Annotated in this window: 22 protein-coding genes and 1 riboswitch; of the genes, 13 read left to right on the top strand and 9 right to left on the bottom strand. The window is 68.3% G+C overall.

Annotated elements, in window-relative coordinates; translation table 11 throughout:
• Window positions 1-112: 112 nt before the first annotated feature.
• Window positions 113-3,298, top strand: a complete 3,186-nt coding sequence (locus tag IEW34_RS21070) for an efflux RND transporter permease subunit (protein WP_188611205.1) — start codon at window positions 113-115, stop codon at window positions 3,296-3,298.
• Window positions 3,299-3,380: 82 nt separating this feature from the next.
• Window positions 3,381-4,643 (top strand): efflux RND transporter periplasmic adaptor subunit, encoded by a 1,263-nt coding sequence (locus IEW34_RS21065; RefSeq protein WP_188611204.1) that lies wholly within the window; start codon window positions 3,381-3,383, stop codon window positions 4,641-4,643.
• Window positions 4,644-4,855: 212 nt separating this feature from the next.
• Here the strand turns inward: IEW34_RS21065 and IEW34_RS21060 are convergent, their stop codons facing one another.
• Together IEW34_RS21060 and IEW34_RS21055 are read right to left on the bottom strand one after the other, a co-directional pair.
• Window positions 4,856-5,641 (bottom strand): SDR family NAD(P)-dependent oxidoreductase, encoded by a 786-nt coding sequence (locus IEW34_RS21060; RefSeq protein ID WP_188611203.1) that lies wholly within the window; start codon window positions 5,639-5,641, stop codon window positions 4,856-4,858.
• A 406-nt stretch (window positions 5,642-6,047) separates the two neighbouring features.
• Window positions 6,048-7,070, bottom strand: coding sequence for a methyltransferase domain-containing protein (locus IEW34_RS21055; protein ID WP_188611202.1), 1,023 nt, complete (start codon window positions 7,068-7,070; stop codon window positions 6,048-6,050).
• A gap of 467 nt (window positions 7,071-7,537) precedes the next feature.
• Here IEW34_RS21055 and IEW34_RS21050 point away from each other — a divergent pair, with 467 nt between their 5' ends.
• From IEW34_RS21050 to IEW34_RS21040, 3 genes are all read left to right on the top strand, one after another.
• Window positions 7,538-8,434 (top strand): crotonase/enoyl-CoA hydratase family protein, encoded by an 897-nt coding sequence (locus IEW34_RS21050; protein WP_188611201.1) that lies wholly within the window; start codon window positions 7,538-7,540, stop codon window positions 8,432-8,434.
• A 253-nt stretch (window positions 8,435-8,687) separates the two neighbouring features.
• The gene (locus tag IEW34_RS21045; protein ID WP_188611200.1) at window positions 8,688-9,419 is read left to right on the top strand and encodes a pyrimidine 5'-nucleotidase; all 732 of its coding nucleotides are present in this window, start codon (window positions 8,688-8,690) and stop codon (window positions 9,417-9,419) included.
• 51 nt (window positions 9,420-9,470) lie between these two features.
• Complete coding sequence (locus tag IEW34_RS21040; protein WP_188611199.1) at window positions 9,471-10,343, top strand: class I SAM-dependent methyltransferase; 873 nt, start codon at window positions 9,471-9,473, stop codon at window positions 10,341-10,343.
• 34 nt (window positions 10,344-10,377) lie between these two features.
• On the opposite strand, the gene IEW34_RS21035 is transcribed toward IEW34_RS21040, so the two are convergent.
• Together IEW34_RS21035 and IEW34_RS21030 are read right to left on the bottom strand one after the other, a co-directional pair.
• Window positions 10,378-11,862, bottom strand: a complete 1,485-nt coding sequence (locus IEW34_RS21035; RefSeq protein WP_244642119.1) for an MFS transporter — start codon at window positions 11,860-11,862, stop codon at window positions 10,378-10,380.
• A 241-nt stretch (window positions 11,863-12,103) separates the two neighbouring features.
• A complete protein-coding gene (locus IEW34_RS21030; RefSeq protein ID WP_188611501.1) occupies window positions 12,104-12,868 on the bottom strand; it encodes an SDR family oxidoreductase in 765 nt (254 codons plus the stop codon).
• A 66-nt stretch (window positions 12,869-12,934) separates the two neighbouring features.
• A riboswitch (TPP riboswitch) is annotated at window positions 12,935-13,069 on the top strand.
• Between the two features lie 187 nt (window positions 13,070-13,256).
• Between IEW34_RS21030 and thiC the strand changes: the two genes are divergently transcribed.
• The 3 genes from thiC (at window position 13,257) to IEW34_RS21015 (ending at window position 16,151) form a co-directional block, all read left to right on the top strand.
• Complete coding sequence (gene thiC / locus IEW34_RS21025; protein WP_188611198.1) at window positions 13,257-15,122, top strand: phosphomethylpyrimidine synthase ThiC; 1,866 nt, start codon at window positions 13,257-13,259, stop codon at window positions 15,120-15,122.
• A gap of 30 nt (window positions 15,123-15,152) precedes the next feature.
• Window positions 15,153-15,320 (top strand): hypothetical protein, encoded by a 168-nt coding sequence (locus tag IEW34_RS21020; protein WP_188611197.1) that lies wholly within the window; start codon window positions 15,153-15,155, stop codon window positions 15,318-15,320.
• A gap of 156 nt (window positions 15,321-15,476) precedes the next feature.
• Window positions 15,477-16,151 carry a YoaK family protein gene (locus IEW34_RS21015; RefSeq protein WP_188611196.1) on the top strand — a complete coding sequence of 225 codons (675 nt, stop codon included), beginning with the start codon at window positions 15,477-15,479 and terminating at the stop codon, window positions 16,149-16,151.
• 16 nt (window positions 16,152-16,167) lie between these two features.
• Here the strand turns inward: IEW34_RS21015 and IEW34_RS21010 are convergent, their stop codons facing one another.
• Both IEW34_RS21010 and IEW34_RS21005 read right to left on the bottom strand, forming a co-directional pair.
• The gene (locus IEW34_RS21010) at window positions 16,168-17,058 is read right to left on the bottom strand and encodes an alpha/beta fold hydrolase (protein ID WP_188611195.1); all 891 of its coding nucleotides are present in this window, start codon (window positions 17,056-17,058) and stop codon (window positions 16,168-16,170) included.
• A 160-nt stretch (window positions 17,059-17,218) separates the two neighbouring features.
• Window positions 17,219-17,590, bottom strand: coding sequence for an MliC family protein (locus IEW34_RS21005; protein WP_188611194.1), 372 nt, complete (start codon window positions 17,588-17,590; stop codon window positions 17,219-17,221).
• Window positions 17,591-17,872: 282 nt separating this feature from the next.
• Here IEW34_RS21005 and IEW34_RS21000 point away from each other — a divergent pair, with 282 nt between their 5' ends.
• The 5 genes from IEW34_RS21000 to dapE all read left to right on the top strand — a co-directional run bounded on the left by IEW34_RS21000 (window position 17,873) and on the right by dapE (window position 22,360).
• Window positions 17,873-18,244 carry a YciI family protein gene (locus IEW34_RS21000; protein ID WP_188611193.1) on the top strand — a complete coding sequence of 124 codons (372 nt, stop codon included), beginning with the start codon at window positions 17,873-17,875 and terminating at the stop codon, window positions 18,242-18,244.
• On the top strand, window positions 18,241-19,515 hold the full coding sequence (locus IEW34_RS20995) for an RNA polymerase sigma factor (protein WP_188611192.1): 1,275 nt from the start codon (window positions 18,241-18,243) through the stop codon (window positions 19,513-19,515). The genes IEW34_RS21000 and IEW34_RS20995 overlap by 4 nt, the downstream gene beginning before the upstream one ends.
• Before the next feature lie 159 nt (window positions 19,516-19,674).
• Window positions 19,675-20,082 (top strand): VOC family protein, encoded by a 408-nt coding sequence (locus IEW34_RS20990; RefSeq protein WP_188611500.1) that lies wholly within the window; start codon window positions 19,675-19,677, stop codon window positions 20,080-20,082.
• Window positions 20,083-20,172: 90 nt separating this feature from the next.
• Window positions 20,173-21,018 (top strand): 2,3,4,5-tetrahydropyridine-2,6-dicarboxylate N-succinyltransferase, encoded by an 846-nt coding sequence (gene dapD / locus IEW34_RS20985; protein WP_188611191.1) that lies wholly within the window; start codon window positions 20,173-20,175, stop codon window positions 21,016-21,018.
• 169 nt (window positions 21,019-21,187) lie between these two features.
• Window positions 21,188-22,360 (top strand): succinyl-diaminopimelate desuccinylase, encoded by a 1,173-nt coding sequence (dapE, locus tag IEW34_RS20980; RefSeq protein WP_188611190.1) that lies wholly within the window; start codon window positions 21,188-21,190, stop codon window positions 22,358-22,360.
• On the opposite strand, the gene truA is transcribed toward dapE, so the two are convergent.
• The 3 genes from truA to def are packed head-to-tail and all read right to left on the bottom strand — an operon-like array spanning window position 22,324 to window position 24,588.
• The gene (gene truA / locus IEW34_RS20975) at window positions 22,324-23,097 is read right to left on the bottom strand and encodes a tRNA pseudouridine(38-40) synthase TruA (RefSeq protein ID WP_188611189.1); all 774 of its coding nucleotides are present in this window, start codon (window positions 23,095-23,097) and stop codon (window positions 22,324-22,326) included. The two genes, dapE and truA, sit on opposite strands and share 37 nt — an antisense overlap.
• A 32-nt stretch (window positions 23,098-23,129) precedes the next feature.
• Window positions 23,130-24,059, bottom strand: coding sequence for a methionyl-tRNA formyltransferase (gene fmt, locus IEW34_RS20970; protein ID WP_280516321.1), 930 nt, complete (start codon window positions 24,057-24,059; stop codon window positions 23,130-23,132).
• A 4-nt stretch (window positions 24,060-24,063) separates the two neighbouring features.
• A complete protein-coding gene (gene def / locus IEW34_RS20965; protein WP_188611187.1) occupies window positions 24,064-24,588 on the bottom strand; it encodes a peptide deformylase in 525 nt (174 codons plus the stop codon).
• Between the last annotated feature and the right edge of the window lie 76 nt (window positions 24,589-24,664).

Raw genomic sequence — 24,664 nt, 5'->3', positions numbered from 1 at the left:
ATAGAGGGCCGGCGGTGGCCGGCACTCGGCCATCGTCGAAGAGCGAGAGCGGGTCTGCGGTGCGTCGTCAGCGGCGGCGGGCCTGCGGCCCTGCGCGCGGAGCCCAGCGCCGATGATCGGAATTGTCCGGCTAGCCCTGGCACGGCCCTACACGTTCGTCGTGATGGCCATGCTGATCATGATCTTCGGCGTCATGGCGGCGCTGCGCACGCCGACCGACATCTTCCCCGACATCAAGATTCCGGTCATCGCCGCGGTGTGGAGCTACAGCGGCTTGCCGCCGGACGAAATGTCCGGCCGGATCATCTCGGTCTACGAGCGTTCTCTGACGACGACCGTGAACGACATCGAGCATATCGAGTCGCAGTCGCTTGCCGGCTACGGCATCGTCAAGATCTTCTTCCAGCCAAACGTCAATATCAACACGGCGAATGCTCAGGTTACCGCGATCTCGCAAACGGTGCTGAAGCAGATGCCGGCCGGCATCACGCCGCCGATCATCCTCAACTTCAGCGCGTCGAGCGTTCCGATCCTGCAGGTGGCGCTGTCGAGCAAGACCCTGTCGGAGCAGCGCCTGGCCGACACGGCGCTCAACGTCATCAGGCCGCCGCTCGTCACGGTGCCCGGCGCCGCCCTTCCGTATCCGTACGGCGGCAAGAGCCGGCAGATGCAGATCGATCTGGACCAGAGCGCGCTGCGCTCCTACGGCCTCGCCGCCCAGGACGTGGTGCAGGCGCTCACGGTGCAGAACCTGATCACGCCGGTTGGCACCCAGAAGATCGGCAAGTTCGAATATACCATCAGCCTCAACGATGCGCCCAAGCGGCTCGTCGAGTTCAGGGACCTGCCGATCAAGGTGGTCAACGGCACCGTCGTCTACATGCGCGACGTGGCCAACGTGCACGACGCGAGCCCGCCGCAGATGAACGTGGTGCAGCTCGACGGCCAGAAGGGCGTGCTCATGTCGATCCTGAAGACGGGATCGGCTTCGACGCTCGACATCATCGCCGGCATCAAGGCGGCGCTGCCGGCGGTGAAGGAGATCCTGCCGCCCGGGCTCGACCTCAAGTTGGTCGGTGACCAGTCGGCTTTCGTCGAGGAGGCGGTGTCCGGCGTCATTCGCGAAGGCATCATCGCCGCCGCGCTCACCGGGCTGATGATCCTGATCTTCCTGGGCAGCTGGCGCTCCACGCTGATCATCACCGTGTCGATCCCGCTCGCCATCCTGGCCTCGATCACCGTGCTGTCGATGCTGGGCGAGACCATCAACGTGATGACGCTGGGTGGGCTGGCGCTCGCCGTCGGCATTCTGGTCGACGATGCCACGGTGACCATCGAGAACATCAACTGGCACATGGAGCAGGGCAAGCCGATCGAGACGGCGATCCTCGACGGCGCGCAGCAGATCGTCGTGCCGGCGACCGTGTCGCTGCTCTGCATCTGCATCGCCTTCGTGCCGATGTTCGGCCTCGGTGGGGTGGCGGGCTACCTGTTCCGGCCGCTGGCCGAGGCGGTCGTCTTCGCCATGATCGCGTCCTACATCCTGTCGCGCACCCTGGTGCCGACCATGGCCAACTTCCTGCTCAGGAACCAAGGCCATCACGGCGCTCACGGCGAGGCGCCGGCCAAGTCCAGCCGCAACCCGCTCGTCGCTTTCCAGCGGGCGTTCGAGCGCGGCTTCGAGGCGATCCGCAGCGGCTATGTCGGGCTGCTGCATCTGGGCCTGCGCAAGCGCGTCTGGCTGAACGTGGGCTTCCTCGTCGTCTCCGGCGGCTCGTTCGCGCTGGTGCCGTACCTCGGCTCGAATTTTTTTCCCGATATCGATTCCGGCGAGATCAAGCTGCACATCCGGGCGCAGACCGGCACGCGGGTCGAGGCGACGACGGCGCTCGCCAGCCGCATCGAGGGGGCAATCCGCGCCGTCATCCCGCCCGTCGAGCTGCGCAGCATCGTCGCCAACATCGGGCTGCCGATCAGCGGCATCAACGTTGCGTACGGAAACTCGGGCACGATCGGTGTCGGCGATGCGGACATCCTCATCAGCATGAACGAGGAGCACGGACCGACCGCCGGTTACGTCCGCACCCTGCGCGAGCAGCTGCCGCGGCAGTTCCCAGGCACGGTGTTCTCGTTCCTGCCCGCCGATATCGTCTCGCAGATCCTCAACTTCGGCTCGCCCGCGCCGATCGACCTGCAGATCGCCGGGCCCAACCTGGAGGCCAACCGCGCCTTCGCGAACACACTGGCGTCGCGCATGCGCACGGTGACGGGCCTGGCCGATGTCCGCGTCCAGCAGGCCTTCCAGCAGCCGACGCTCTACGTCGGCTTCAACCGCACGCTCGCCGGCCTGGTTGGGCTGACCGAGCAGAATGCGGCGACCAGCATGCTCCAGACGCTGGCCGGAAGCAGCCAGACCAACCCCATCTACTGGCTCAATCCCGACAACCAGGTTTCCTACCCGGTGTCGATCCAGACGCCCCAATACGCCATGGACCGCCTCGAGGGCCTGCGCAACCTGCCGCTCGCCGCCAATGGCAACTCCCAGTTGCTGGGCGGCCTGGCCCGCTTCGAGCCCACCTCGTCGAATGCGGTGATCAGCCACTACAACATCCAGCCCGTCATCGACATCTACGGCACGCCGACGGTGCGCGACCTCGGCGCCGTCGCCACCGACGTGCGCACGATCATGGACGAGATGACGCCGCAGCTGCCGCGCGGCTCGCGCATGGTGCTGCGCGGCCAGGTGGCGACGATGCTGTCCGCCTACCAGCAGCTGTTCATCGGCATCGGCTTCGCCATCGTGCTGATCTACCTGCTGATCGTCGTGAACTTCCAGTCCTGGCTCGACCCCTTCGTCATCGTGCTGGCGCTGCCCACCGCGCTCGCCGGCATCGTCTGGATGCTGTTCGGGACGGGCACGACGCTATCCGTGCCGGCCCTGACCGGCGCCATCATGTGCATGGGCGTGGCGACCGCCAACTCGATCCTGGTGATCAGCTTCGCGCGCGATCAGCTGGCGACGGGAATGACATCGTTCCAGGCCGCGCTGGCGGCGGGCTCGACCCGGTTCCGTCCGGTGCTGATGACGGCCCTGGCGATGGTCATCGGCATGGCGCCCATGGCGATCGAGCCGGGGCAGAATGCACCGCTGGGCCGCGCCGTCATCGGCGGCCTCGTCTTTGCCACCTTCGCCACCCTGTTCTTCGTGCCGGCCCTGTTCAGTCTCGTCCACGCGCGCGATCACGCCAGGAAGGCCGAGGCGCAGCCACGTCTTGCCGACGGCGCGGCGCCCGCATGACGCGCCGACCCATCAGCACGGGCACGGGATCGAACGGTGCGGCGCTCGTGCCGTCCGCGCCTCCGCCGCCAAGGAGCCGTCAATGTCTTCCGACGAAGTGAAGCCGGACGAAGCGCGCGCGCCCGGTGGCAACATGCCCCAGACCGACGGACTTGACGTCCGCGATCCCGACGTCCGCGAGCCCAGGCCGCGACGCCTGCTGCTGATCGGCGTTGCCGTCGTCGCCGGAGCGGCGGTGGTCGCCGTCAGCGGCATCCGTGGCCGCGCCAAGACGGAGCAGGAGCTGGCCAGCTGGACGCGCGAGCAGGCGGTGCCGTCGGTCGAGCTGGTGACGCCGCAGCGCGGCAGCGGCGCCCAGGAGCTGGTGCTGCCCGGCAACATCGAAGCGTTCTCCTCAGCGCCGATCTACGCGCGGGCCAGCGGCTACGTGAGGGGCTTCAACAAGGACATTGGCGACAGGGTGAGGAAGGGCGACGTGCTGGCCACGATCGACACGCCCGAGCTCGACCAGCAATACGCCCAGGCCAAGGCCGACGTGGCGACCTCCGAGGCCAACTTCGTCCTCGCCGAGGCGACGGCGCGGCGCTACCACGCCCTCGTGGGGCGCCAGATCGTGTCGCAGCAGACCGACGACGAGAAGATGGGCGATGCCCGCGCCAAGAAGGCGACGCTCGACTCGGCTCGCGCCAACCTCGCCCGCATCGAGGCGCTGGTCGCCTTCAAATCGCTCGTCGCGCCCTTCGACGGGGTCGTCACGGTACGCTCGCTGGACATCGGCGCGCTGGTGAACGCGGGCGGAACGACGGGCACCGCCCTGTTCCAGGTTGCCGACATCCACAAGGTCCGGGTCTACGTCCGCGTGCCGCAGGCCTATGTGGCGGGGCTCGTGCCGGGCACCAAGGCGACGCTCGACCTCATTCAGTACCCGGGCCGGCACTTCGAAGCGACCCTTGTGCGCACGGCGAATGCGATCACGCTGGAATCGCGCACCGCCTTGGTGCAGCTGGAGGCGGACAATCCTAACGGCAAGTTGTGGCCCGGGACCTACGCGGAGGTCCACTTCCACATCAGTCCGAACCCCGATGCCCTGCGCGTGCCGGCAACCGCGCTGATCTTCGGCGAGCACGGCATCCGGGTGGCGACCGTCGACGACGCCGACGCGATCGTGCTGAAGCCGGTGAAGATCGGCCAGGACATCGGCAGCGACGTGGAAATCCTGACGGGCATCTCGCCGGGCGAGCGCATCGTCAACGGGCCGTTGGAGACAATGGCGACGGGCGACAAGGTGCGTGTCGCCACCAAGACCGCGCCGCAGCCTGTCGCCGACGCCGGCAAGAAGAGCTGAGAGCCTGTTTGGGAATTCGGCGGCGGAGGGCCGGCGAGGGATTTTCGCGCGCTGGCAGGAGGCGATCGCAGCCGATATCGGTCGATATTGGCAAGATCGCCGACGCTCCAGAGCGTGAAAAGACCCGTCGGACCGACCCGCCCGACATTTCCAAACAGGCTCTGAGAGCCTGGACGGGCCGGTGGCGAGCGTCCCGTCCAGGATCCGCCTGCTCAGAACGCCGTGTAGCCGCCGTCGATTACGAACGTGTCGGCCGTGTGGTAGGACGAGGCCTTGCTCATCAGGTAGACGGCGATGCCGCCGAAGTCGGACGGTTCACCGAAACGGCGGACGGGCACGCGCGGCAGCACGGCATTGACGAATTTGTCGTTACCCAGCACGCCTGCCGTCATGTCGCTGCGGATCCAGCCGGGCAGGATGGAGTTGGCGGTGATGCCGTAGCGGGCAAGCTCCACGGCGAGCGCCCGGGACAGGGCGTTGAGCGAGGCCTTGGTCGCCGCATAGTGCTCGTTCTGGGCGGTGCCGAAGATCGACGCGAGGCTGGAGGTCGGCACCAGCCGGCCGAACGGGTCGCCGGCCTTGGCGCGCTCGACCATATGCCGGGCCGCCACCTGGAAGACATGGAAGACGCCGTCCAGGTTGGTCTGGAACATGGTGCGCCATTCGTCCTCGCTGCGATCGATGAACGGGCGGCGCCCGCCGCCGCCGATGCCCGCGTTGGCGAAGCAACCGTCGACGCGGCCCTGAGCATCCAGCGTCGCCTTCATGGCGTCCTCGATGGAGGCGCGCTTGGTCACGTCGCAGACGCGCGCCTCGGCCTTGCCGCCGTTATGCGACTTAAGCTGCTCCAGCGCCTTCTTGTTCTTCTCCTCGTTGCGCCCCCAGATCGACACGGTGCAGCCGGCGCGCACCAGGGCATCCGCCATGCCGAGGCCGATGCCGCCGTTGCCGCCGGTGATCACGGCCACACGGCCGGTCAGATCGAAATCGCTGTTCATGGGCTCCTCCCTTTACCGGTTTTCAGTCATGAGTTCGTCGCGCAGCTACCACGAACCGGCTATGCCAAGGAAGTCTTCCGATCTAACGCTTGATCCGCGAGCAGCGGCCAAAAGACGGCCTTGAGACGGCGGGGATGGAAGGCAGGCAAGGGCAAGCTCGTTTTCTGCCGCGTCCGATAGCCGTCCAGCAGGCCATGGGAGGGTCTCCTCCGGCCGCGCCAATTCGGCCCAGGACGCCCCGAGATGGGCTGGCCGAGCACGTGGTCCCCACGGATGCCCTCGCCCGGGAACAAGCCGAGGCAGCCGACTAGACCAGAGCGGGATGATCTTACGTTGAATAATCCCGCCCTAAGTCTCTGGGCATGATCCCGACGAAAATCCGGTAGCCACTTTTTGGGATCATGCCTTAGCTCTTGCGTCTTAGCACGCGTCCCATCTTGCGGAGCGGGGCGGTAATCTTCCAGGAGGTCGATGCTTCCAGTGCAGCAATTTGCGTCTTGAGGTGGTGGATCTCAAGCCGAGCTTGTTCGAGCGCAGTTCGGTGCTCTCTCTCGACCTTCCCTCTTTCGGCCTCCGCCTTCTCGGCTTCTTCCCTGCCGGCCTCCACCCCAGGGGCAGATGCAAGTCGCGATCGGGCCATCTCGATGGACATGAATATGGCATCGTCAGAGGCGCTGCCCGGCCGTTCGAGCCGGACCAGGAATTCCAGCGCGCCACGGCGGGTTGGTTCGAGATCCGCGATCATGAACGGGAAGAGGCCCAGCGTGGCGAACTCCTCGACGAGATCAAGGAAGCTCGCTGGCGTGAATACCCAGCAATGTGCATCGTTGTAGCGCGGCGACTCGTGAAGTGACGTGGCGAGCTGAAGTGCAGGCTGCAACCTGCTCAGCACCTCGCTTCGGCGGGCGCTCGGGTCGAGCCGCCCCTCCCATGCCTCCGCGAGATCGATTGCGACCCCAAGGGCGGCCGTATCGAACACTTGACGGAGCGATGGTTGTTTCGACCGCAGCAGGTAGGCCTCGACGGCCTGAGACAGGGTGCTCACCTGCCGCAAAGCATCGAAGGTAAAGCGCTTATCCGGGATGGCGAGGCCGAGCGTTCCGCCGGGACGAAGGACCTCGGCGATTTCAATCAGCCACCCTATTAGGTCCGGAACATGCTCGATGACATGGCTCGCCACAACGTAATCGACGGGTTCTCCAACGGTCGAACGTAGACGAACATCTCCCCAGACAATGTCTACGTCGACGATGTTCTCTATCTTCACCGAGGGGTCGAACTGGCTTGCCTTTATTATCTCGGTGGGAGCATAGTCGACATAACGAACATTATGATGCGGCTTGTGGAGAAGCGGCGCATCGCGCGGGCCGATCTCCAGACCGACGTCCGTACTCAGAGGCGATCCTACCATACGTTCGAGCCGCGTCACCGTTGTCTCTCCCATGCGCTGTCCAGTTGACCATGCCGAGGCCGAGGAGGAGCGGGTTCGCGTGAACGGTCAGAAGGCTGGCAAAATAATGCGCCTTTTACAATCCTGGCGTATCAAGGCTTGAATCGCGCTCGCGGCTCGTGTGACGAGACGGTCTCATGCGCCTGACGATCCGCCTTGAAAACACAGGCCGTCGCCACCGAGCGCACATTCATGCAGCCGGCTGAAGCCGCCCCACCGCGAGCATCGACCGACCTCGGGGTCGGGTCGGCTCGCTGACCGACACGTTGGACATCAGCGGTCAGATCGAGGCGCTCGCCACCCAGGCGCAGCCGCTCGGCAGTCATGAGCCCATCGCGCAGCTACCGCGCGCGGCACCGCCACGGGCGCCTTCCTATCTAACGCTTGATCTGCCAAAAGATCCTGGGAGGCCGCCACGTGCGGCGGGAGAAAACGCAGGGAAGAGCATGGCCTATTCCACCATCCAGACCGAGCTGTCGGACGGAATCCTGACGCTGACGCTGAACCGCCCGGACCGTCTCAACGCCTTCACCGGCGAGATGATGTACGAAATGATCGACGCGTTCGACAAGTCGGATGCGGACGATGCGGTGAAGGCGGTCATCGTGACCGGCGCCGGCCGCGGCTTCTGTGCCGGTGCCGACCTGGCCGCGGGCGGAGCCACCTTCGACCGCAATTCGCGCGCGGACCGCGAGCCTATTCCGCTCGGAGCGGATGGTCAGCCGGACGTGTCGCACGAGGCGGCGCGCGACGGCGGCGGGCGCGTGACGCTGCGCATCTTCAACAGCCTGAAACCCGTCATCGCCGCCGTGAACGGCCCGGCGGTCGGTATCGGCGCCACCATGCAGTTGCCCATGGACATCCGCATCGCCTCGGAGGACGCGCGCTTCGGCTTCGTGTTCTCCCAGCGCGGCATCGTCATGGAGGCCTGCTCGAGCTGGTTCCTGCCGCGCCTCGTCGGCATCCAGCAGGCGGCGGACTGGGCCTATTCCGGCCGCGTCTTCTCCGCCCAGGAGGCGCTGGAGGGCGGCCTGGTCAAGCGTGTGGTGCCCAAGGACGACCTGCTCCCCACCGCCCGCGCCCTGGCCTTGGAGTACACGAAGAAGACGGCGCCCGTCTCGATCGCCCTGATGCGGCAGATGATGTGGCGCATGCTGGGCGCCGATCACCCGATGGAGGCCCACCGCGTCGATAGTCGCGGCATCTTCCATCGCGGCAAGAGCAATGACGTGAAGGAGGGCGTGACGTCCTTCCTGGAGAAGCGGCAGCCGAACTTCACCGACAAGGTGTCGAGCGACATGCCGCCCTACTTCCCCTGGTACGACGAGCCCAAGTACCGCTGACGCGGGCGCTCGTCGGGCGATGGCCGGTCCACAGGTGCGAGACGAGACCGGCAACTCCGGTTCATGCACGTCTCGCCTTGCCATCGGCGCCGTGGCCGGGCTTGGTCCGGCCGCCCATCGCCCCGGAACGCGGCCGTCGCCTTGGCCGGATGCAGCCCGGTCAAGACGGCGGCGTGTGCTCTCCGCCAGCGCAACCCTTGCAGGATCGCGCCGGAGGGATTATCTCCGCCCCTCCGCTTCTGGGCGGCATGGTATGAACGAGCTGATTAAGCCGACTGAAGACTTGGTCGAGATCGCGCCGCGCGGTTTTGCGCATGTCGATGCCTGGATATTCGACCTCGACAACACGCTCTATTCGCATGAGGCGCAGGTCTGGCCGCAGGTCGGGCAGCGCATTACACTTTACGTTGCCGAACTGTTCGGACTGGACGGTCTCTCCGCGCAGGCACTGCAGAAATATTACTATCACCGCTACGGCACGACCTTGCGCGGCCTGATGGCAGAGCACGGCATCGACGCGGAGGAGTTCCTGGCCTTCGCCCACGAAGTCGATCTCACGTTGCTCGAGGCGAACGCCGAGCTGAGCAACGCCATCGCCGCACTGGCGGGCCGCAAGCTCATCCTCACCAATGGCTCGCGCCAGCACGCGGAGAATGTCTGCCGCAAGCTCGGCATCCGCGAGCATTTCGAGGACGTCTTCGACATCGCCGCTGCCGGTTTCGTGCCGAAGCCGGAGCAGCGGGCCTACGATCTGTTCCTCGACAGGCACGGCATCGATCCGGCCCGCGCGGCGCTGTTCGAGGACATGGCCGTCAATCTGATGGTGCCGCACGCCATCGGCATGACGACGACGCTGGTAGTGCCCAAGACGGTCGATCCGTTCCGCGAGGCCTTCGAGCAGGAGCCGGTGGTCGCCCCGCACGTGGATTATATCACCAACGATCTGGCCAACTTCCTCGTGGGCGTGATCGACAAGTCGGCCTAAGATCGCACGAAAGCGGGCCGCGAGCCCGACCCGCGCATCGGGGAGGGCAGCATGGTGACCACGTTTGCTGAGCAGGGCGCGGACGGCGACCCGAATGCGGAGCAGAGCGACTACTGGAACGCCTCGCCGGCGGCCGAGTCGTGGACTTCCCTGCATGAGGACATCGACCGGCAGTTGGCACCGCTGAGCGCCGCCGCCATCGCCGCGCTGGCGCCGCAGGCGGGCGAGCGCATCCTCGACGTGGGCTGCGGCTGCGGCGACACCACGTTGCAACTGGCCGCCCGGGTCGCTCCGGGGGGCACGGTCGTCGGTCTCGACATCTCGGCGCCGATGCTTGCCGTGGCGCGCCGCCGGGCTGCGGCGGAGAGGGTCGCAGGCGTCTCCTTCATCGAGGCCGACGCGCAGACCCGGGCGATCGACCGGGGCGCGTTCGACGCCGTCTTCTCCCGCTTCGGCGTGATGTTCTTCGCGGACCCGGTGGCGGCGTTCGCCAATCTGCGGGCGGCGCTGCGTCCCGGCGGGCGGCTCACCTTCCTGTGCTGGCGCAAGCCGACCGATAATCCCTGCCTGATGGCGCCCTACAGGGCTGCCGTCGATTTGTTTCCGGTGCCGCCGGAGAAGGCCGACCCCCTGGCACCCGGCCCCTTCGCCTTCGCCGATCCGGAGCGGGTCGAGGGCATTCTGGCCAATGCCGGCTTCACCGATATCGCGCTGACCCCGCACGACGAGCCGATCGGCGGCCACGCGCCCGATCGCGCGCTGCATCTGGCCCTGCAAATCGGGCCGCTGGCCCGTCTTCTGCGCGAGCAGCCGTCGGTGACGGCCCAGGTGACCGAGGCCGTGCGGGACGTGCTCGCCGCTCACACCCGGCCTGATGGCGTCTATCTCGGCTCGGGCACCTGGGTGGTGACCGCGCAGGGCTAAGGTGCGCTCCGGGCGGGCGAAACCGCGAAGCACCCTACCGCCCGATCTCGTCCAGGTTGACCCCGGTCGTCTCGATGCGGCACAGCCAGGTGACGAGGGCGCCGAGCAGGGACGTGCCGACCAGGATGTAGAGCAGGTTCTTGGTGCCGATGTCGGCGAGCAGGATCGGGAACAGGAAGGCTGTGATCACGGCTCCGGTCTTGGCAAAGGCGGCGGCAAAGCCCGCCCCCTTGCCGCGCACATGGGTGGGGAACACCTCGCCGGCCAGCAGGTAGGTTTGCGCGTTGGGACCGAGGTTGGTCATGAAGTTGAACAGCATGAAGCCGGCAAAGATCAGCAGCGTCGAGGTCGTCCCGGTATAGTCCACGGAGAACGACGCCAGCAGCAGGCCGGCCGCGCAGCCGACGAAGCCCATCACCTGGAGCGGGATGCGGCCGACCCGGTCGGCCAGCACGACGGCAAACAGAATGCCAAAGATCAAAAGCACGTCGATCAGGGCGGCGCCCTTGGCCGCCAGGATGTCGTTGTTCAGCAGGTCGGCAAGGTTGCGCACCTGACCGGTGGCGTGGCCGAGCGAGGCGGCAAGGATGGTCGGGGTGAAGATGCCGATGCCATAGGTGCCGAGATCCTGCAGGAACCAGGGCACCGAGGCGAGGATGGTGGCCCGCCGATTCTTGGCATGAAACAGCACGCCGTAGTGCGCGGGCTCGTGGCCGTGCGCCGCATGGTGGTGACGGCGGGACAGCTCGACCGTCTTTGGGTAGGGCGGCTGGCGCTCCAGCAGTCGTCTCACCTCGTGCTCGGCCCGGTCCACGAGCCCCTTGGCGAACAGCCAGGGCGCACTCTCGGTGATGAAGAAGCGGCCGGCCGTCACGACGGCCGCCGGGATGATCGCCGTGGCGTACATCCAGCGCCATGAGGTGACGTCGCTGATGTTCTTGAGGATGATGTAGCCGATGACCGTTCCGGCAAGGGCGCCCACGGCCTGGAAGGCGAACGCGGCGAGCACCAGGCGTCCGCGGCTGTTGCTCGGGATGCTCTCGGAAATGATCAGATGTGCGGTGGGATAGTCGCAGCCGAGGGCGAAGCCGACACCGAACAGAAAGACGATGAGCCACGGGAAGCTCGGGCTGATCGAGAGCAGCACGAGGAACACCATGAAGATCAGCATCTCGGCGATGAACATGAACTTGCGGCCGAAGACGTCCGAGAGGCCGCCGAGGGCGAGCGCTCCGATCAGGATGCCGAACAGGCTCGCCGCGCCCACCAGGCCGTGCTGGGCGGGCGTGATCGAGAATTCCTGGGCGATGAGGGGCAGCGCGACGCCGGTCATGAAGACGACCAGGCCCTCGAAGAACTTGCCGGCCGCGGCGAGGCTCCAGATGCGCCATTGCATCGGCGTCATCGGCGTCGCCGTGACGGCCGTGCCGTCGGCCCACATCGGCGTTTCGTCGATGTAGTCCTGAACCGTCCTGTGTTTCGTCTGCTCTCCAGCCGGCAGGGGGGTGTTGATGTTCATGGCCGGATGTCCGGAGGAATCGTGGCTGCGGCAGGCACACCGGGGCAAGACATCCAAAAATCCTCCGAGATGCCGACCGCGACGCACAAGCATGCCGGCGGCTGCGGCCTAGGCCGAAGGCTCGGATCGATCTTTGATCGAATTGCATGACGATTCCATCACGGCCTACAGGCCGTTAGGCCCTTCCGCTCGACTGCATGCCATGTTTCGGCGCAAGCGCGGCGCGCTCCGTCTGCGGACGTCAGAAGTGGGCGAGATAGCCCCCGTCGACCGCCAGGCTCTGCCCCGTCACGTAGGACGCGGCGGGCGATGCGAGGAAGGCGACGGCGCCGGCGATCTCGGCCGGCTCGCCCCAGCGCCCCAGCGCCGTGCGCCGGGCGAGCCAGTCCGCATTGGCGGCGTCGGCGACCATGGGCGCGTTCGCCTCGGTGGCGAAGTAGCCCGGAGCCACTGCGTTGACGGTGATGCCGTGCGCCCCGAACTCGGCCGCGAGCGCCCGTGTCATGGCGTCGAGGCCGCCCTTGGCTGTCGCGTAGAGGGCATCGCCGGGGCGTGCGATGGCGCCGGCGATCGAGGTGATGTTGACGATCCGTCCCCACCGACGCGGCCGCATCAGCTGCGCCGCTTCGCGGCAAAGCTCGAATGGCGCCTCCAGGTTGACGCCGAGCATCCGGCCGAGGGCGCCGGGCTCGACCTCGTCGAGCGGGCGTCGGTCGCGGATGGCCGCATTGTTGACGAGGATGTCGAGCCGCCCGAAGCGGCGCGCAACGTCGGCGAGGGCGCGCGCCGAGGCGTCGCGCTCGGCGATGTCGAAGACAAGCACGTGGGCCGTGTCGCCACCGGCGCGCAGGGCGGCGGCCGCCGCCTCCAGGGCGACCGCGTCGCGGCCGTTGAGCAGGACGGTGGCGCCACCCGCGGCGAGCCCGCGGGCGATCTCGCGGCCGAGGCCGCGGGCGGCGCCGGTGACCAGGGCGACGCGGCCCTCGAGGCTGAAGGCGTTCGACATGCCGCAGGCATAGCACGAAGCGGCGTGACGTCGATTTGACACGTGCCGGCACCGGTCCCACACTGCAACGATTCCGAGGGGGGCCCCGAGAGGGGGCTGAGATTCCGCCTCGCCTGGCTCGGTTTCGAGCGACGGCACCGCGGTGACCCTTACGAACCTGATCCGGGTCATACCGGCGGAGGGACAGGAACGTGACCGCGCCCCATTTTCGCGCCCACCCGCACGATCCCACCCGTCGATCGACCCGTCGTCCAGCCACGGGAGCGCTTCGCGATCGGTTGGGAAGCCTCCCATCGCGAATAAAGCGCTCCGAATTCAACGATTTGGAGCATTCCCGGCCAATCGGATAAGCCTATCCGATAGGCCAATGCTCTCGCAGGAGAGTGCCATGACGATTCACGCCAAGCCGCCGCAAGGCCAAGCAGCTGCCCGCCCGGCGGCCGTGACCACGGGGCCGATCACCGGGTCGCACAAGGTCTACACCAGCCCGCTCGAGCGACCCGACATCCTCGTGCCGTTCCGCGAGATCCCCCTGGCGCCCGAGGCAGGGGAGGAGCCGGTGCGCGTGCCGGACACGTCCGGGCCCTTCACGGACCCTGATGCGGCGATCGACCTGGAGCGTGGGCTGCCGCAGATCCGCGCGCCCTGGCTGAAGCAGCGGGGCTTTGCCGGGGTCGAGCCCCGCGCCGTCAAGCCCGAGGACAACGGCGGCGTCTCGGAGGCCAAGCTGGTGCCGACCTGCCCGGCCGAACGCCGCGTGCTCGAGGGCACGCCCGGCCAACTCGTCACCCAATACGAGTTTGCCCGCGCCGGCCTCGTCACCGAGGAGATGATCTACGTCGCCCACCGCGAGAACGCCGGCCGCCAGCTGATGGCGGCCGGGGCGGCGGAACGGCGGGCGGACGGCGAGGACTTCGGCGCCGAGATTCCGGTGTTCATCACGCCCGAGTTCGTGCGCGACGAGATCGCACGCGGCCGCGCCATCATTCCAGCGAACATCAACCACCCCGAGCTCGAGCCGACCATCATCGGCCGCAACTTCCTGGTGAAGATCAACGCCAACATCGGCAACTCCGCGGTCACCTCGTCGGCGGCGGAGGAGGTGGAGAAGCTGGTGTGGGCGACACGCTGGGGCGCCGACACGGTCATGGACCTCTCGACCGGGCGCAACATCCACAACATCCGCGGCTGGATCATGCGCAACTCGCCGGTGCCGATCGGCACCGTGCCGATCTACCAGGCGCTCGAGAAGGTGGACGGCGATCCGGCCAAACTCGACTTCGAGGTGTTCAAGGATACGCTGATCGAGCAGGCCGAGCAGGGCGTCGACTATTTCACCATCCACGCCGGCGTGCGCCTTGCCCACGTGCCGCTGACGGCGCGCCGGGTCACCGGCATTGTCTCGCGCGGCGGCTCGATCATGGCCCGCTGGTGCCTGTCGCACCACAGGGAGAGCTTTCTCTACGAGCGCTTCGACGAGATCTGCGAGATCATGCGGCGCTACGACGTGTCCTTCTCGCTCGGCGACGGCCTGCGGCCCGGCTCCATCGCCGATGCCAACGACGCCGCCCAGTTCGCCGAGCTGGAGACCCTGGGCGAGCTCACCAAGATTGCCTGGGCGCGCGGCTGCCAGGTGATGATCGAAGGGCCGGGCCACGTGCCCATGCACAAGATCAAGGTGAACATGGAGAAGCAGCTGGCCGAGTGCGGCGAGGCGCCGTTCTATACGCTGGGGCCGCTGACCACCGACATCGCGCCGGGCTACGACCACATCACCTCGGCGATCGGCGCGGCCATGATCGGCTGGTACGGCACCGCCATGCTCTGCTACGTCACACCGAAGGAGCACCTGGGGCTGCCCAACCGGGACGACGTCAAGACCGGTGTGATCACCTACAAGATCGCTGCCCATGCCGCTGATCTGGCCAAGGGCCATCCTGCCGCCAAGCTGCGCGACGACGCGCTCTCCCGTGCTCGTTTCGACTTCCGCTGGGAGGATCAGTTCAACCTGGCGCTCGACCCGGACACGGCGCGCGCCTTCCACGACGAGACCCTGCCGAAGGACGCGCACAAGGTTGCCCACTTCTGCTCCATGTGCGGGCCCAAATTCTGCTCCATGAAGATCACCCAGGACCTGCGCGCCGAGGTCGCCGCCATGGGCGACAACGAGCGTGCCGCGATCGAGGGGATGAAGACCAAGAGCGAGGAGTTCGCGGCCGGCGGCGGCAAGCTCTACGTCGACGCGGCGGAGTGATCCGCTCTGCCGTCGCGCACGGGGGACGCCGTGCCGGGTGCATCGGATGATGGCGAGACAGGGCCGCCGGATCGGCCGCGGCGCGGCGACGGCTTTGCCAGCCGGCGCGAGCGGCGGCTGTGGCTGATCGGTTATGGCGTCGTGTTCATCGTCGTCGGCATCGGCGCCGTGCGCATTCTCATCCGGCAGTTCAGTTAGAACATTGCGCCATTGGATTAGCTCATCCAACGGCGCAGAAATTCTCATAGCCTGTTGAATTCGGATCGTTTTTATCCGATCAAGCGGCTCCGCCGGACCGGAGCGCGCTCTGACGCACAGCTTGCGCCGGCCGCGCCCGCGCGCCACACCGGCTGCATGCCGAGCCGTTCCTCCTCGCCGCGCCCGTCGCCCCGACTGTTTGCCCTGCCCCTGCTGCTGATTGCCGTGGCAGGCTTCGTCGACGCCCTCGGCTACCTTTCCTTGAGCGGGCTCTTCGTGTCGTTCATGAGCGGCAACACCACGCAGTTCGCCGCATCGCTCGCCGGCGGCAACGTGACGGGCGTGGCCGCCGCCGGGCTGCTGATCTGCTGCTTCGTGCTTGGCGTGGCGGCCGGTACCGCCATGGTCGAGGCCAGCCCGCGGTGGTCCTACGCGGCGATCCTCGGCCTGGAGGCATTGTTGCTCGCCGGTGCCGCGGTCGCCGTCGCCGTCGATGGCGTATCGGAGTTGCGCCTGCTGCCGCTCGCCTTCGCCATGGGACTGCAGAACAACCTGCGGCGCACCCTCGCCGGTGCGCGGATCGGCAGCACCTTCGTCACTGGCACGCTGGTCACGCTGGGGCAGGGCTTGGCCCGGCATCTGCTCGGCCGCGCCGGCATCGGCGCCTGGCTGCCGCACGCAATGGCCTGGCTCGCCCTGGCGCTCGGCGCGGCGCTGGGCGCCGCCATTCTTCTGGCGGCCGGGATGGTGCTTGCGCTTGCCGGTCCGGCCGCCGTCCTCGCGCTGATAGCGTGCCACCAACTGCGGCGCGGCCTCGTCTCGCCGCCCTGAGCCGCGCCGGTCGGCGCTATACGGGCTCTGTCTGCTCCATGCGGGCGCATTGCTCGAGGACGAAGTCGGCCACCAGGTCCAGATCCTCCTGGGGCAGAAAGTGGGTCCGTCCTTCGGCGTGAGCGATGATGGTGTGGGGGAGCAAGCGCTGCAACGCCTCCGCCTCGGCTGCTGCAAAGGTGCTGGCGATGTCGGCCCGCATCAGCGCGACGGGCACCTCGCACTGAGGGGCCAGTCGCCAGAGCTGCGTCGTCACCGAGTTGAAGGTCGCCGCTTCCCAGGCGGGCGAGCAGGCCAGCGTGACCCGGCCGTCGGGCAACGTGCGCAGGCCGCCGTCGAGGTAGTCGTCGAGCGTGCCCGGGCGCCACCAGGCGAACATGCCGCGCCCGTCGTAGGCCTTGCGGATGGCGTCCCGGCTCGGCCAGTCGGCCCGGCGTCGGGCGGCGGTCCGCGCGATCTCGGCGTCGAGGCGCACGCCGACTCGGGCGTCCCGCTCGCGCTGCTCCAGCTGGGCGTAGGGCACGACCGCCGGGTCGAGCAGCACGGCGCCGCGGGCAAGGTCCGGCCGGGTGGCGGCCAGCATCAGGGTGACCGCCGCGCCCATGGAATGGCCGACCAGGAAGGCGGGCTCGCCGAACGTCTCCAGCACCGCGGCCAGATCGTCGACGTAACGCAGCCACGAGGTGAGTTGGGCGGGGTCGGCCGGCAGGTCCGTCATGCCGTGGCCGCGGGCGTCGGTGGCTATGACGCGGAAGCGGTCGCTCAGGCGCTCGCCGAGCTGGCGATAGCTCTGTGCGTTCAGACCCGTCGCGTGAGCGATGTGCAGCAGCGGCGCGTCTGGGCCCGCTTCGTCCCACCGCAGCACCGACACGGTGCCGTCGCTCAAGCCGATCGTCTCAGGCTTCATCAGTCTGCTTCCCTGCGCGGCGCCGGGCGAACGGTCTGGGCCGCGGCCATCCCAGCGCACGTAACGAATTTTGGTGGCAAGCGCGACCGCCACGAGCGTACGGGCAGCGATGCGGAGCGTGCATCGGCGGCCGGGCTCGCAGCGGCGAGAGCCGATGCGCTCAGTGTCCCGGCCCCTTGCAGGTGGTGCTGGTGGCGCGGCGCTCGAAGCGCGCGTCGCCGTGGTGCGTCCAGAATACGACGCCGGCGCCGGCATAGCGCACGCCCGAGGCCGCCGTGGTCGTCGTCAGTTCGTAACGGTCGTCCCCCACCTGAAGGAGCGCCGTCGCCGTATCGGGAAAGCGCGCCACGATCGTCGTGCCGTCGTCGCACAGGAACACCACCGCCGGCGGCGGCGCCGGGGGCGGTCCGCTCGGCTGGGACGATTGCGCCCCGGCAGGGGCACCGCCGGCCAGCAGCGCGACAGCGCAGACGATCGCCGCGCCGGCATGGCGAAGCGGACGGCGCAATCTCATCTCGAAGACCATGTTCATTCCTTAGGGTCCACGGCGGGGCCGCACGGTAGCTGCCCGGGCGAGGCGTTGCATCGGTGCGAACTTCTTGCCGTCGCGCTGTCGGCGCCCGCCGCCGTCGCTCGTCCTACAGGGCAAGGCGCTACGAGGCGTCGCGCGTCGCAGGCCAGGCTATTCGGGCCGAGTATGAACCCATTTTGCGATCAGAATGCGCTCTCGGCTATGGAAAGGCTCCGCATGCCGATCGCGAGCACCCGCCCGCGACCGATGCCACGCATGCGGATGAAGGAACGGTAAACGGTCATGCTCTACGCCATCCTCTGCTACCACAGTGAAGACGTCGTCTGCTCCTGGAGCAAGGAACAGGATGACGCGGTCATGGCCCGGGTGCAGGCGGTGGAGGACAAGCTCGCCAGGCAGGGGCGCCTCGGCCCGGTCGCGCGGTTGCTGCCGACGACGGCGGCGACGACCCTGCGCAAGGATAGCGAGCCGCCGCTGGTCATCGACGGCCCGTTCGCCGAGACCAAGGAGCAACTGCTCGGCTTCTACATGGTCGACTGCGCGACCCTCGACGAGGCACTCGACACCGCGCGCGACCTCGGCCGCGCCAATCCCGGCGGCGCCTACGAGATCCGCCCCGTCTCCGTGTTTCGCCCTGGAGGTTCCGTCGGATGAGCGATCTGGCCTGGATCGAAGCGGCGCTGACCGCGGCGCGCCCCCAGGCGGTCGGCGCGTTGCTGCGCTATTTTCGGGATCTGGACGTGGCCGAGGAGGCCTTCCAGGAGGCCTGCCTCAAGGCCCTGAAGAACTGGCCGCAGAACGGCCCGCCGCGGGATCCCGCCGCCTGGCTGATCTTCGTCGGCCGCAACGTCGCCATCGACGGCGTGCGCCGCCGGGCGCGGCATACCGAGCTGCCGGACGAGGCCGCCGTCTCCGATCTGGGGGATGCGGAAGGTGCGATGGTCGAGCGCCTCGATGCCGCCGACTACCGCGACGACATCCTGCGCCTGCTGTTCATCTGCTGCCATCCGGATCTGCCGGCGACGCAGCAGGTCGCCCTGGCGCTCAGGATCGTGTCGGGCCTTTCGGTCCGGCAGATCGCACGAGCCTTCCTGGTCGGTGAAAGCGCCATGGAGCAGCGCATCACGCGGGCCAAGGGTCGCATCGGCAAGGCCGGCGTGCCCTTCGAGGTGCCGGGCGCCATCGAGCGGGCGGAGCGGCTCGGTGCGGTGGCCGCCATGCTCTACCTCATCTTCAACGAGGGCTATTCCGCCCCGGCGGCGGAGGCGCAGGCGCGGGCGCCGCTCTGCGACGAGGCGATCCGGCTCGCCCGGCTGCTGCTGCGCCTGTTTCCGGCCGAGCCGGAGATCATGGGATTGGCCGCGCTGATGCTGCTCCAGCACGCCCGCGCCGCGGCGCGGTTCGATCCGGCCGGCGCGATCATTCTGCTCGACGATCAGGATCGCCGCCGTTGGGACGGCAAGATGATCGCCGAGGGCTTGGCGTTGATCGACAAGGCGGTGCGGCACCGCCGGCCCGGCCCCTACCAGGTGCAGGGGGCCATCGCCGCACTGCACGCCCGCGCCAAGCAAGCCCAGGATACGGACTGGGCCGAGATCGACCTGCTCTACGGCCTCCTGGAGCGCCTCCAGCCTTCGCCCGTGGTCACGCTCAACCGCGCCGTCGCCGTCATGAAGCTCAGGGGCCCGCAGGCGGGGCTCGATATGGTCGAGCCGCTGGCGGACCGGCTGGCCGGCTACTTCCATTTTCACGGCGTGCGCGGCGCGTTGCTCACCCAGCTCGGCCGCACGGCCGAGGCGAGGGAGGCGTTCGGCCGGGCGATCGCGCTCGCCAATACGGCGGCCGAGGCGGCCCATATCCGCATGCACCTCGACCAACTCATGCGGTCTGACGCTGCCGTCGGTGCCGAGCGGGCGTCGCCCTAAAAAAATGCGGCTGCCTGTCGGCCAGCGCCTCCAGCGGTCGTCCTTGAGCGTGACCATCGTTCACGACCGGCCGAAGCCGCCGGCATTCTCACCACGCGCCCGGAGACGACGACCATGACGACCAATGCCGCCGAGACCACCAGCTGTCCCGCCGACGCCATGCCCGAGGGGACCGTCGCCGCCCAGGTGCGCGGCGGCGTGGCGCCGTACCTCTGTGTCGAGGGCGCCGATAAGGCCGCCAGCTTCTACAAGAAGGCCTTCGGAGCCGAGGAGGCGTTCCGCCAGCCGCTCGACGAGCAGGGGCGGACCATGCACATCCACCTCTACGTCAACGGCGGTTCGGTCATGCTGTCCGACCCGTACCCAGACCACGGGCATCCCTTCAAGGAGCACCAGGGCTATTCCCTGCACCTGCAGGTGGACGATATCGACGCCTGGTTCGCGCGCGCCGTCGAGGCGGGGGCCGAGGTGGTGCTGCCGGTCCAGCTGATGTTCTGGGGCGACCGCTACGGCCAGGTGCGCGATCCCTTCGGCGTGATGTGGGCCATGGGCGCGCCCGTGCGCTGAGGCGCCGGGCGGGCGCGGCGAGGCCGCGGTTCTCCGCTTGACTCGCCGCCGTCTTCGCGACGACAAGCGGCCCACAGAATGAGGGCCGCCATGCATCGTCACGACTATCTCGCCTCGATCATCGACGCCGCCTGGGACAAGCGCGACGGTATCGGCTTTTCGACCACCGGCGAGGTGCGCGAGGCGGTCGACGAAGCGCTGTTGCTGCTCGATCGCGGCTCGGCCCGCGTCGCCGAGAAGATCGATGGCGAGTGGGTCGTCAACCAGTGGCTCAAGAAGGCGGTGTTGCTGTCCTTCCGCCTGAACGACATGGGCGTGATCTCGGGCGGCGCCGGCGGCGGCTCGTGGTGGGACAAGGTGCCCTCCAAGTTCGCCGACTGGCACGCCGGCACCTTCCGCGAGGCGGGCTTTCGCGCCGTGCCCAATTGCACCGTCCGCCACGGCGCCTATATCGCGCCGGGTGTGGTGCTGATGCCGTCGTTCGTCAACCTCGGCGCCCATGTGGGCGAGGGCACCATGGTCGACACCTGGACGACCGTCGGCTCGTGCGCCCAGATCGGCAAGAACTGCCATCTCTCCGGCGGCGTCGGCATCGGCGGCGTGCTCGAGCCGCTCCAGGCAAACCCCGTCATCATCGAGGACAACTGCTTCATCGGCGCCCGTTCCGAGGTGGCCGAGGGGGTGATCGTCGGTGAAGGCGCGGTGCTGTCCATGGGCGTCTATCTCGGCGCCTCGACCAAGATCATCGACCGCGCCACCGGCGAGGTGCACATCGGCCGCGTGCCGCCCTATTCGGTCGTCGTCGCCGGCAGCTTGCCGGGCAAGCCGCACCCGAGCGGCCAGCCGGTGCCGTCGCTCTACTGCGCCGTCATCGTCAAGCAGGTGGACGCGCAGACCCGCTCGAAGACCTCCATCAACGAGCTGCTGAGGGATTGAGACGGGGGCGCGGCGGGGCCTTGCGCCCACCCCGGCACCGACCGCTCGTGCATTTCCGCGTTTCTTCGGATCGCCGAAATGCTCTATCTGTTTGTTTTGTCGCGTTTTCTTCACGCGAACCGGCGTCCACTTCGCTCGAAAGCGCTCTCGCTCCCCGCATGGGCTGAACATGACCACGCCGCTCGATCTCGCCCGCACGCTGCTGCGCTGCCCCTCGGTGACGCCCGAGGAGGGCGGGGCGTTGCGCGCCCTCGGCGAGGCGCTGGCGGCCGGTGGCTTTGCCGTCGAGCACGTCACCTTCAGCGCGCCCGGCACGCCCGACGTCGCCAATCTCTACGCCCGCTACGGCACGGCCAGCCCCTGCCTTGTGCTCGCGGGGCACACGGATGTGGTGCCGCCCGGCGAGGCCGAGGCCTGGAGCCACGATCCATTCGGAGGTGAGGTCGCGGACGGCCTGCTCTACGGCCGCGGCGCCGTCGACATGAAGGGTGCCATCGCCGCCATGGCGGCGGCGGCCCTGGCCTTCACGCAGAAGGAGCCGGGATTTGCCGGCTCGATCGCCTTTCTCATCACGGGCGATGAGGAAGGCCCGGCCGTCAACGGCACCGTCAAGCTGCTGGAATGGGCCAAGGCGAAGGGCGAACGCTTCGATCACTGCCTGCTGGGCGAACCGACCAACCCGGACGCGCTGGGCGACATGATCAAGATCGGCCGCCGCGGCTCACTGACCGGGCGCCTGACGGTGCATGGCACGCAGGGCCACGTCGCCTACCCGCACCTGGCCGACAACCCGATCCCGCATCTGCTGCGCCTGCTGCGCGCCCTGCTCGAGACACCGCTGGATCGCGGCACGCCGCGCTTCGATCCCTCCAATCTGGAGGTGCTCACCGTCGATGTCGGCAATGGCGCCACCAACGTCATTCCGGCGTCCGCGCGGGCGGCATTCAACGTCCGCTTCAACGACGTGTGGACGCCGGCGACGCTCAGGGGCGAGATCGAGCGGCGGCTCGACGAAGCCGCCGGCGGCGCCCGCTACGACATGGAGTTCCTGCCCACCAACGCGGCGGCCTTCGTCACCGAACCGGGCCCGTTCGTCGAACTGGTGGCCGAGGCGGTCGCGGGCGAGACCGGCCGCCGGCCGGCGCTGTCGACCACCGGTGGTACCTCCGATGCGCGCTTCATCAAGGATTATTGCCCGGTGATCGAGTTCGGCCTGGTGGGGCAGACCATGCACCAGGTCGACGAGCGCGTCCCGGTGACCGATCTCGATCGCTTGGCGGCGATCTACCGGCGGGTGCTGGACCGCTACTTCGCGGCCGACTCGCGCGTGGCCGGCGGATAATCGACACTGACGAAGTAGAGCCCGTGGGCCGGTGCCAGCGGGCCGCACCGGCGCCGGTCTCGGGCATCGAGCGCGGCGCGCATGCCGGCCGGCGGCCAGCGCCCGCAGCCCACTTGCTCGAGTGAACCCACCAGCGACCGCACCTGATGGTGCAGGAACGAGCGGGCGGACGCCCGGACCGTGATCTCGTCGCCACTTCGCGCCACGTCGAGCACGTCGAGGGTGCGCACCGGGCTGCTGGCCTGGCATTCGGCCGCCCGGAAGGTGGTGAAGTCGTGCTGTCCGAGCACCAGCTGGGCCGCCGCCTGCATCGCGCCGGCATCGAGGCGGCGCGGCACGTGCCAGAGCCGCCCATGGCCGAGCGCCGGCGGCGCGCGCCGGTTGAGGATGCGGTAGAGATAGTGGCGCTTGAGCGCGCTGTGGCGCGCGTCGAAGCCGGCGCCGACCTGCTCCGCCGTCACGACGGCGACGCGGTCGCCGGCGAGCTTCAGGTGGGCGTTGATGGCATCGCGCACCGTATCGGTCCGCCAGGCATCCGCGAGGTCCAGGTGGGCCACCTGGCCCAAGGCGTGGACGCCGGTATCCGTCCGTCCGGCGCATTGCAGGCGCACGCGCTCGCCGGCAAAGCGCTCGACGGCCTCCTCCATGGCCTGCTGCACGGCGCGGCCGTTGTCCTGCCATTGCCAGCCGACGTAGGGGAAGCCGTCGTATTCGACGGTGAGCTTGTAGCGGGGCACGCGGCGATCGATGTCCGGATGATGCGATCGTGTCAGGATAGCGTCGCGCCGAGAGCGAGCCGAGCCCCGCGCAGGAACTCGTCGCCGGGAACCACGCCCTTGCCGGCGCGCTGCACCAGCAGCAGCCGCACGGCCCCGCTGCCGCACGCGACGGTGAAATCGGCGCCGAGCAGCGTGCCGGGCGCGCCCGTCCCGTCGGCCAGGGCCGTGCGCAGCACCTTCACGCGCTCCGGCTGGCCGCGGCCGAGGTCGGCCTCGAAGAAGCTGCCGGGAAACGGGCTGAGGCCGCGCACCCGGTTGTGGACCGCGGCCGCCGGAACCGTCCAGTCGAGACGGGCATCGTCGTTGGCGATCTTGTGGGCGTAGGTGACGCCCGTGTCGGGCTGCGGCGTAAAGCCCAGCGCGTCGCGCGAGAGCGCTGCCACCGCGCGCGCCATGAGGTCGGCGCCGAGCGGCGCGAGGCGGTCATGCAACTCGCCGGCGGTCATGTCGGGGCCGACGGGTACGCGCTCGGCCATGCCCACCGGGCCGGTGTCGAGGCCTTCCTCCATCCGCATGACGCATACGCCGCTCTCGGTGTCGCCGGCCATCACCGCGCGCTGGATCGGCGCGGCGCCCCGCCAGCGCGGCAGCAGCGAAGCATGCAGATTAAAGCAGCCGTGCGCCGGCGCGGCCAGGATCTCGGGCGGCAGGATGAGCCCGTAGGCGACGACGACCGCAAGATCGGCGCCATGGGCACGGAAGGCCGCGGCCGCCTCGGGCGTGCGCAGGGTCTTGGGCGTGAGCACCGGCAGACCGAAGCGCTCGGCGAGCGCATGGACCGGTGTCTTGCGCTCGCCCATGCCGCGACCCGCGGGCCTGGGCGCTCGCGTGTACACGGCGCAAAGCTCGTGCCCGTGGCCGACGAGCTCGGCCAGGGCCGGGACGGCGAAATCCGGCGTGCCCATGAAGATGATCCGCAAAGCCTCAGGCTCCGCTGGCTTCGCGCTTGGCCGCCTTGGCGAACTTGCGGGTCACGCGATCCCGCTTCAGCTTCGACAGGTGGTCGATGAACAGCACGCCGTTGATGTGGTCGATCTCGTGCTGCAGGCACGTGGCCAGGAGTTCGTCGGCCTCGATTTCCTTGACCTCGTCCTCCAGCGTCCGATAGCGCACGCGCACGCGCTTGGGCCGCTCCACCTCCTCGAAATACTCGGGAATCGAGAGGCAGCCCTCCTGGTGCACGTTCATCTCGTCCGACGACCAGGTGATCTCCGGATCGAGCAGCACGATCGGATTCTTCGGCTCGTCCTCGCCCTTGGCGAGGTCGATCACGACGATGCGGGTGGGAACGCCGATCTGGATCGCGGCGAGCCCGATGCCGGGCGCATCGTACATCGTCTCCAGCATGTCCTGCGCCAGCTCCCGAAGGGCGGGCGTGGCCGGGCCGGCGGGCTCGGACGGCTTTCTGAGGATAGGGTCGGGGATGAGGACGATCGGGCGAATGGTCATGACCGTCGCGACATAGGATGTCGGCGAAGGACGGTCAATGATGTGCTAGTTTTGTTCTCATGCCGATTCGTGATCT

This window comes from Chelatococcus reniformis (assembly GCF_014640075.1).
GTDB lineage: Bacteria > Pseudomonadota > Alphaproteobacteria > Rhizobiales > Beijerinckiaceae > Camelimonas > Camelimonas reniformis.
Note: the sequence above shows the minus strand (reverse complement) of the source record. Positions and strands in the feature narration are given on the sequence as shown.